Below are 6,087 nucleotides of genomic sequence, written 5' to 3'. Positions count from 1 at the left end.
CTGCTGGGGTGTTCGCCCTCCCCCTTTTGCATGCGCCTGGGGCGTGGTGTTTGCGGGGTGGCGCTGGCACCGCAGAGTGCCAGTGCATCGTCAACTAGCTTGCCGCGTCTGTTTGAACGGAGCGCCTACGGCGCGTAGTGAGTTTCGCGGCACACCCCGCAAACGCCACGACACAGGTTGCCCTTCGCAAAGCGAAGGGTCGCAAGCAGCAGGGGCAGCCTTCTTTTGGGTACTTTTCTTGGCAGCGCAAGAAAAGTACCTCGCCCGCCGGGGCGAAACCCGGCCAGCAATAACTTGCAAAGATAAATGCCCATCTAACAGCCATGGCACAAACAAGCGACATGGATTTCCCACAAATCCTAAAATCCCCACCTTCCCCGCGCACCAGCGGCCCGCAAAGCCGCCCCAGCGCCACCCCAGCCACAACAAGCAAAAACCCGTGTCCCCTTTTGAATCGATTGCCCGCCGCGAACGCGGGCTGCTGCAGCAACTCACTGCAGCCCAAATGACGATGATCGCCATTGGCGGCGCCATCGGCACCGGCCTCTTCATGGGCAGCGCTTTTGCCATCGGCTTTGCCGGGCCCAGCGTGCTCATCAGCTACGCCATCGGCGCGCTCATTGGCCTCTTGCTGATGGGGTGCCTCGCCGAGATGACCGTCGCGCACCCGACCAGCGGCTCGTTTGGCGCCTATGCCGAGCACTACCTCAGCCCGCTGGCCGGCTTTGTGGTGCGCTATGCCTACTGGGCGGCCGTGGTGCTGGCGGTGGGCATGGAGGTCACCGCAGTTGGCAAGTACATGAAGTACTGGTTCCCCGAGGTGGAACAATGGGTCTGGGTGGCGCTGTTCTCGGTCGTGCTGGCGGCCGTCAATGCCACCAGCGTCAAGGCCTTTGGGCAGATGGAGTATGTGTTCTCCATGGTCAAGGTCGTGGCCATCGTCGCCTTTATCCTGATCGGCGCCTATGTGGTGTTCGGCTCGCGGCCCGAAGGTGTGGGTTTTTCCAACTACACCGCAGACCGGGGCTTTTTCCCCAATGGCTGGTGGGGCACCTGGGTGGGGGTGATCATCGCCATCTTCAGCTACCTCAGCCTGGAGTCGATCGCAATTGCCGCCGGTGAGGCGCAGAACCCGCGACAGGCGGTGACCTCGGCGTTCAAGACCACGGTGCTGCGCCTGGTGCTGTTCTATTTGTTGTCGCTGGCCCTGATGCTGGCCATCGTGCCCTGGAGCCATGCCAGCACCGACAAGAGCCCCTTCGTCAAGGTGATGGAGATCGTCGGCATTCCCGGCGCGGCGAGCGTGCTCAATTTTGTGGTGCTCGTCGCCAGCCTCTCGGCAATGAATGCGCAGCTCTATGTCACCTCGCGCATGATGTTCAGCCTCTCGCGCGGCGGCTATGCGCCGGCGGCGCTGGGCAAGGTCAACAGCCGGGGCGTGCCGATGGGCGCAATTGCGATCTCCTGCCTGGGCATGGCGGTCGCCATGGTGCTCAACGTGCTCAAGCCCGAGGAGTCGCTCACCCTGATGATGTCGATCTCGATGTTCGGCGCCATGTTTGCCTGGTTCATGGTGTTTGTCACCCACCTCTTCTTCCGCCGCCGCTGGCAGCGCGAGCATCCGGGCGAGCGCCTGCAGTTCCGCATGTGGGGCTTTCCGGTGCTGACCCTGCTGGGCGCGGTGCTGATGCTGGCCGTCATCATCACCACGTATTTCACCGATGTGTTCCACATGACCACCTTGATCGGCGTGCCCATGCTGCTGGTAATGACCGCCGTCTACCTAATCTGGTACCGCAAGCGCTGATACATTGCATAGCTATGCCAAACACGCCTCACTCCGCGCCAACCCTGTGGGACATCTCGCCGCCCGTCTACGTCGGCATGCCGGTGTTCCCCGGCGACACGCCCTACCAGCAGCAATGGGTGGCCAGCATCGGGCCGGGCTGTCCGGTCAATGTGGCCAGCATCACCAGCACCCCGCATGCAGGGGCCCACGCCGATGCGCCGCTGCACTACGCCCCCGATGGCGCGACCATCGGCCAGGTTGATCTGGCGCCCTACCTGGGCCGCTGCCGCGTGGTCCATGCGATTGGCTGCGGCCCGCTGATCGAGTGGCAGCACATCGAACACGCGATAAGCGACGCCCTGCCTGCGCGCGTTTTGGTGCGCACCTACCACCAGATGCCGCAAACCCAGTGGGATGCGGGCCTCACCGGCTACGCGGCCGAGACCGTGGAGCGTCTGGCTGCGCTGGGCGTGCGCCTGATCGGCATTGACACCGCCAGCATCGACCCGGCCGACAGCAAGGCCCTGCCCAGCCACCAGACCGTGCGCCGCCACGACATGCGTGTGCTGGAGAACCTGGTGCTGGACGCCGTGCCCGAGGGCGATTACGAGCTGATCGCGCTGCCGCTCAAGCTCGTGCAGGCCGATGCCTCGCCGGTGCGCGCCGTGCTGCGCGCGCTGCCCGGCACCTACAATCAGGCCTTGGTCTGAACCACCCCATCCCTTGCGACAGGCGCCTGGCCCACCAGCGCCTGCCCGCCACCATTGACAAAGAGACATAGCCATGACCACCTTGGAAGCCTGCCGCGACGTTGACCAGCAAGAGCCGCTGGCACCGCTGCGCGATCTGTTCGACCTGCCCGACGGCGTGATCTACCTGGACGGCAACTCGCTGGGCCCACTGCCCAAGGCCACGGCCGCGCGCGTGGCCGATGTGGTGCAGCGTGAATGGGGCCAGGGCCTCATCCGCAGCTGGAACGATGCCGGCTGGATCGACCTGCCCCAGCGCCTGGGCGACCAGTTTGCGCCCTGGATAGGCGCCAAGCCCGGCGAAGTCGTGTTCACCGACACGACCTCGGTCAACCTCTACAAGGTGCTGAGCGCGGCCATCCGCCTGTCGCAGCAGGAGTTCTCCGACCCGGCGCCGCGCACCAAGGTCATCAGCGAGCGCAGCAACTTCCCCACCGATCTGTACATCGCCGAGTCGCTGTGCAAGCAGCACAACCTGGAGCTGGTGCTGATCGAGCCCGAAGAGCTGCCCGCTTGCCTGACCACCGACGTCGCCGTGCTGCTGCTCAGCCACGTGAACTACCGCACCGGCCATATGCACGACATGACCCAGGTCACGCGCGATGCGCATGCGCAGGGCGTGCTGACCGTCTGGGACCTGGCCCATGCCGCCGGCGCCGTGCCGGTGGACCTGAACGCCGCCAACGCCGACTACGCGGTGGGCTGCAGCTACAAATACCTCAATGGCGGCCCCGGCGCCCCGGCCTTTGTCTGGGTGCATGCGCGCCATACCGACAAGTTCTGGCAGCCGCTGTCGGGCTGGTTTGGCCATGCCGAGCAGTTTGCCTTTACCAGCGACTACCAGCCAGCTGCCGGCATCCGCCGCTATATGTGCGGCACCCAGCCGATGATTGCGCTGTCGGCGCTGCAGTGCGGCCTGGACATCTTTACCGAAGCCGAGAAATACGGCGGCATGACGGCGCTGCGCCGCAAGTCCATCGCGCTGACCGACCTGTTCATCGAGCTGGTGGAGACCCGCTGCGCCGGTTACGGCCTGGGCCTGGCCACGCCGCGCGATATCTTTGCGCGCGGCTCGCAGGTGTGCCTGACGCGCGACGACGGCGCGGGCGTGGACGGCCAGGGCAGCGGCGCCTACGCCATCGTGCAGGCGTTGATTGCCCGGGGCGTCATCGGTGACTTCCGCAAGGGCGACGGCGGCAACGGCCCGCACAAGGACATTCTGCGCTTTGGCTTCACCCCCCTCTACACCCGTTTTGAAGACGTGTGGAACGCGGTCGAGCACCTGCGCCAGGTGCTGGAATCGGGCGAATGGCAAAAGCCCGAGTTCAACCGCATCCATGCGGTGACCTGATTGCCGAGCACCTCCAGCACCCGCCCCGCCATGTCCGAACGCATCGCCATTCTCGACTTTGAAACCACCGGCATGAGCCCGGCGTATGGCGCGCGTGCGGCCGAGGTCGGCATTGTCATGGTCGAGAACGGCCGCATTGTGGACCGCTACCAGAACCTGATGAATGCCGGCCAGCGCATGCCCAGCTTTATCACGCAACTGACCGGTATCACCACAGCGATGCTGCAGGCGGCAGCGCCCGCTGAGCAGGTGATGCGCGAGGCAGCAGACTTTGTCGGCACGGCGCCGCTGGTCGCACACAACGCATCGTTTGACAGCAAGTTCTGGCTGGATGAGCTCGAGCGCGCAGGCTGCGCGGCCAGCCCGGCCGCGGCGCCTGTCGGCAGCCTGTTTGCCTGCACGGTCTTGCTGTCGCGCCGCCTCTACCCCGAGGCGCCCAGCCACTCGCTGGGCAAGATCGTGCGCCATCTGCAACTGCCGCCGGCCGACAAGGCCCACCGGGCGCTGGCCGATGCCGAGATGACCGCCCATTTGCTGCTGCGCATGCAGGCCGATCTGCGCAGCCGCTGGCATATCCCCGACCCCAGCCATGCACTGCTGAGCGAGCTGCAGGTCTGCCAGCGCAAGCACCTGGGCCGCTGGCTCAGCAACACCTCCGCACGCCAGACCCAGCCACAGCTGCCCGAACTGGTGGCCACACTGGCGCCTAAGGCTGCTGCAGCACGGCGCTGAGCAGCACATTCAGCACCGCCATCAGCAGCACCGCCAGCCCGGTGACCAGCAGCACCTGGGACTGCACCCAGGCGCGCTCAGTCTGTGCCGTCCCGGACACCAGCTGGCAGGCCATCTCCACCTTGCCGGGCGATGCCATCAGCAGCAGCGCCGCGCTGACATTGTGGACCGCCATAAAGGGCAGCACCGCGACGCCCAAGGCCTGCGCAATCTCGGCCTGGGTAGCGGCAAACATCGCATTCGCCCCCGTGTTGGAGCCGGTCACAAAGCCGCCCAGCGCGCCGACAAAAGGCGCAGCAAACACATAGGCGCTGCCGCCCTGGGCCAAGGCATGGGCCAGTTGCGCGGCCATGCCAGATACCGCCATCACGACACCCAGCACGATGAACAGCCCCGTCACGGGCGCCACCTGGCGCCAGGACTGCCACACCCGCTGCAGGCTGCTGGGCGCTGGCAGGCCACGCGCAAACCAGGCCGCCGCCACAAACAGCCACAAGGCCGGTGACGCCAGCAGATGCCAGGCGCCCGCAGCTTGCAAGGCCCGCAGCACGGCCCCTGCCACCAGCACACCGAGCAGCAGCAAGCCATAGGCGGCCAGCGCGCGCCAGCCCAGAGGGCCCAGCGGCGCAGCGGCATCGCCCGCAAAAGCGCCTGCGCCCCGCCGGCCCAACCAAAGCCAGAGCACGGTCATCAGCAAGGCGCCCAGCGCTCCGGCGGCTGAGGTACCTACCACCGCATTGCTCAGCCCAATGGCCAGTGCCAGCAACAGGCCCGACAGCGCGCCCTGCAGCATAGCCCCCGCACGCCGGCCCGGCGCACTGGCCAGCCCTGCGGCGGCCACACCCACGACCACCATCGGGATCACGCTCACTGCCGCCGAGGCCACGCCCAGCGCGTCAAATGACAGCCCGGCCATCGTCGCGGCAACCAAGGTGCCCGGGCCCATCGAACCCCAGGGCACGGCGCACAGGCCTAATAGGCCAATCAGCGCAATCTTGCGCGCCGGCAAACCGCTGTGCACCAACAGTGGAATGCCAATCGTGATGCCAATGCCAAAGCCGGTCAGCGATTCGGCAAAGGGCGTGACCCCATGCACCACCAGCAACACCGCACCCATGCCTTCGCCGGTGCGGCCCATCACCCATTGCGCCAGCGCCTTTTGCGCGCCGGCGGCGCGCAGCACTTCGGACAGCAAGAGGCCCCCGCCAAAAATCAGCAGCACCTCGACCAGCACCGGCATCCAGCTGGCCAGGGCCTGCAGCGCTGCGGGCGCGCTGAGCGGAAACGTCATCACACAGCCGACCAGCGCCAACGCCACGCCGATCAGCGCCGCATACAGCGAGCGCAGGCCCAGCAGCAACCCGGCGATAACGGCCAGGACCGGCGACGCACTCAATAACAGGTACATTGGGAGAGCTCTTGTTGAAATTGCATATAGGTAAATAATATTTCCTACACGAAATATC

General features: G+C 66.0%; 5 protein-coding genes. 4 read left to right on the top strand and 1 reads right to left on the bottom strand.

Translation table 11 applies throughout. The features are described from left to right. Positions 1-439: 439 nt before the first annotated feature. From DCO45_RS05665 to DCO45_RS05650, 4 genes are all read left to right on the top strand, one after another. Positions 440-1,807 carry an amino acid permease gene (locus DCO45_RS05665; protein WP_021027717.1) on the top strand — a complete coding sequence of 456 codons (1,368 nt, stop codon included), beginning with the start codon at positions 440-442 and terminating at the stop codon, positions 1,805-1,807. A gap of 14 nt (positions 1,808-1,821) precedes the next feature. Continuing rightward, on the top strand, positions 1,822-2,499 hold the full coding sequence (kynB, locus tag DCO45_RS05660; protein ID WP_116924880.1) for an arylformamidase: 678 nt from the start codon (positions 1,822-1,824) through the stop codon (positions 2,497-2,499). 73 nt (positions 2,500-2,572) lie between these two features. Then, positions 2,573-3,889: a kynureninase gene (kynU, locus tag DCO45_RS05655; protein WP_116924879.1), complete on the top strand. Its 1,317-nt coding sequence runs from the start codon at positions 2,573-2,575 to the stop codon at positions 3,887-3,889. A gap of 30 nt (positions 3,890-3,919) precedes the next feature. Beyond that, entirely contained in the window at positions 3,920-4,621 is a 702-nt protein-coding gene (locus tag DCO45_RS05650; protein WP_116924878.1) for a 3'-5' exonuclease, read from the top strand. Here DCO45_RS05650 and DCO45_RS05645 read toward each other — a convergent pair. Beyond that, complete coding sequence (locus DCO45_RS05645; protein WP_116924877.1) at positions 4,596-6,029, bottom strand: L-lactate permease; 1,434 nt, start codon at positions 6,027-6,029, stop codon at positions 4,596-4,598. The genes DCO45_RS05650 and DCO45_RS05645 overlap by 26 nt on opposite strands. Positions 6,030-6,087: the final 58 nt, after the last annotated feature.

This window comes from Comamonas sp. JNW (assembly GCF_003105075.1).
In the GTDB taxonomy this organism is placed as follows: domain Bacteria; phylum Pseudomonadota; class Gammaproteobacteria; order Burkholderiales; family Burkholderiaceae_C; genus Comamonas; species Comamonas squillarum.
The sequence above is the reverse complement of the archived record's forward strand: the minus strand, read 5'-3'. Positions and strand labels throughout refer to the sequence as shown.

Bases quoted from the DNA above. Each gene is read 5' to 3' on its own strand.
- DCO45_RS05650 (WP_116924878.1), top strand. From the start codon at position 3,920: ATGTCCGAACGCATCGCCATTCTCGACTTTGAAACCACCGGCATGAGC.
- DCO45_RS05645 (WP_116924877.1), bottom strand. From the start codon at position 6,029: ATGTACCTGTTATTGAGTGCGTCGCCGGTCCTGGCCGTTATCGCCGGG.
- kynU (WP_116924879.1), top strand. From the start codon at position 2,573: ATGACCACCTTGGAAGCCTGCCGCGACGTTGACCAGCAAGAGCCGCTG.
- kynB (WP_116924880.1), top strand. From the start codon at position 1,822: ATGCCAAACACGCCTCACTCCGCGCCAACCCTGTGGGACATCTCGCCG.